The organism is Streptomyces sp. (assembly GCF_019510245.1).
GTDB lineage: Bacteria > Actinomycetota > Actinomycetes > Streptomycetales > Streptomycetaceae > Streptomyces.
On record NZ_JAEKKT010000421.1, the window covers coordinates 1 to 2,439 of the forward strand.

Consider the following 2,439-nt stretch of genomic DNA (forward strand, 5'->3'; position numbering starts at 1 on the left):
CTGGAACGCCGTGGCGCTCCAACTAGGCTGACGTCATGGCACCGAACATTGCGACCAACAAGGCCGTCTCGCTGGACGAGTTGCTGGACTTCGTACGGCCCCGGCACCGGGCGATCCTGCTGACGCGGCGGGGGGACGGGTCACCGCAGGCCTCGCCGTTGACCTGCGGAGTGGACGACTCCGGACGGATCGTCGTCTCGACGTACCCCGAGCGGGCCAAGACGCGGAACGCGAAGCGGGACTCCCAGGTCAGCGTGATCGTGCTGAGCGACGACTGGAACGGACCGTGGGTGCAGGTCGACGGGACCGCGGAGGTCATCGACCCGCCGGAGTCCGTGGAGCCGCTGGTGGAGTACTACCGGAACATCGCCGGTGAGCACCCCGACTGGGACGAGTACCGGGCTGCGATGGTGAAGCAGGGGAAGTCGATCATCCGGGTGACGCCGGTGCGGTGGGGTCCTGTGGCCACCGGTGGATTTCCTGAGCGGTTGGCCTCGCCGGACGCCTGAGAGGCCCTGGGTCGGCGCCCTAAGCGGGTTCGACCATCGCCTCGATTCCCTTGATCCACAGGTCCAGGGCGAACGTGAAGTCCCTGTCCCTCATCTCCTCCACCGTGTCGCCTCCCCTCGCCGCCATGATCTCCTCGTTCTCCTTGAGGATCTCCGCGGCGCCGGGGGACCGGGTGGCGGTGGTCATGGCGTGGCGGAAGTAGGCCTCCTGCGTCATGCCGGCCTGGGCGGAGCGGGCGATGAAGTGGCCCTCGATGGTGCCGAAGCCGTAGACGAACTGGAAGACGGCGGAGATCGCGCCGGTGATGCCGTGTGCGGGCAGGCCGGTCTTGCGGACGACCCGGTGCACGATCCGGGAGAACGCCAGGGAGTGGGGGCCGATGTTGAGGAAGGTGCCGGCCAGCGGTGAGATCCAGGGGTGCCGGACCAGCAGGCCCCGGTACTCCCTGGCCACCGTGCGCAGTTGGTCCCGCCAGTCCTCGTGGGCCTCCGGGTCCGGCAGCTCCAGTTCGCCGAAGGCCGCGTCCAGGGCGAGCTCGAGGAGGTCGTCCTTGGTGTCGACGTACCAGTAGACGGACATCGCGGTCACGTTCAGCTCGGCGGCCAGCCGCCGCATGGAGAACTTGGCCAGCCCTTCGGCGTCCAGGAGACGGACCGTCACCTCGGTGATCCGGTCCCGGTCCAGTCCGGACGGCTGCCCGCCGCCGCGCCCGCTCGGGCGCACCTTGCCCTCCAGCCACACACTGGTCCGACTCGAGGCCTTCTGGCCTGCGTTAGGCATGGCGCACCTTTCGAGTACATCCGTCCACTTGCGAAGATGCTAGGCCTTCGCGGGGTGCGAGCCGTGTCGATGTGCGGCTCCGCCGCGTGGGCGCGACCAGCCACGACGGACTCGCATCCGCCGACGGTCCGGAGCTCCTAGGCTCCCTGTGCCCGCTCAGCCCGCCGCAGCAACACCGCGGCGACCACTCCGCCCAGCAACACGGCGCCCGCCCCCACCAGCTGACTGCTCTCCAGGCCGGAGGCGAACGCCTCGGTGATCCGCGTCCGCTCCTGTGCCGAGTCCGCCTGCGCCAGCGCCGCCGGCAAGGACGCCGCCGCCACCGGGACCAGCGCCGCGAAGCGGGAGTTCAGGACCGCGCCGAGCACCGCGACCCCGAGCCCCTGTCCGAACTCGGCGAGCGTGCCGTTGATGCCGGCCCCCACCCCCGCCTTCTCCGGAGGGATCGCGCTCATGACGGCGTTGGCCATGGCCGGCATCGCGAAGGCGACCCCGGCGCCCATGGCGACCAGGCCGGCCAGCATGCCGCCGTACCCGTGACGGCCGAGCACGGCGATCGCGGCGAGGCCCACCGACAGACAGGTCATCCCGAGGGCGATGGTGAGCGGTGTGCCGGCCCTCGGCAGGAGCTTCGCGCTGACCCCGGTGAGATTGAGGGCGACGATGGTGAGGGCGAACGGCGCCGTTCGCAGTCCGGCCTGCAGCGGGTCGTATCCGAGGACGAACTGCAGGTGCTGCGTGAGCAGGAAGAGCGAGCCCGCCATGCCGAAGGCGACGAGGATCGCGCCCGCGACGGCCCCGGTGAACCGCTGGTTGCGGAAGAAGTGCATGTCCAGCATGGGATAGGGGGCGCGCAGTTCCCATACGGCGAACCCGGTCAGCACCACGGCTCCGACCGCGGCGGAGGTGAGGGTGGTGGCGGAGGTCCAGCCGTGGTCCGGGCCGGAGATGATCGCGTAGACGACGCTCGTCATGCCGATCGTGGAGAGCAGTGCGCCGAGCAGGTCGGGGCGGTCGCCCTGGGGGTTCTTGGACTCGGGCACCAGGGCCAGGACGGCCACCAGGCCGATGGCCGCGACCGGGATGTTGACGAGGAAGATCGCGCCCCACCAGAAGTGGTCGAGCAGCACACCGCCGAGCAGCGGTCCT

General features: G+C 70.3%; 3 protein-coding genes. 1 reads left to right on the forward strand and 2 read right to left on the reverse strand.

Annotated elements, in window-relative coordinates; genetic code table 11:
• Positions 1–35 precede the first annotated feature (35 nt).
• A complete protein-coding gene (locus JF597_RS53270; protein WP_069766513.1) occupies positions 36–509 on the forward strand; it encodes a PPOX class F420-dependent oxidoreductase in 474 nt (157 codons plus the stop codon).
• A 19-nt stretch (positions 510–528) separates the two neighbouring features.
• Here the strand turns inward: JF597_RS53270 and JF597_RS53275 are convergent, their stop codons facing one another.
• Together JF597_RS53275 and JF597_RS53280 are read right to left on the reverse strand one after the other, a co-directional pair.
• On the reverse strand, positions 529–1,290 hold the full coding sequence (locus JF597_RS53275) for a TetR/AcrR family transcriptional regulator (protein WP_294014223.1): 762 nt from the start codon (positions 1,288–1,290) through the stop codon (positions 529–531).
• Between the two features lie 137 nt (positions 1,291–1,427).
• On the reverse strand, positions 1,428–2,439 hold a 1,012-nt coding region (locus JF597_RS53280; RefSeq protein WP_294014224.1), incomplete at its 5' end, for an MFS transporter.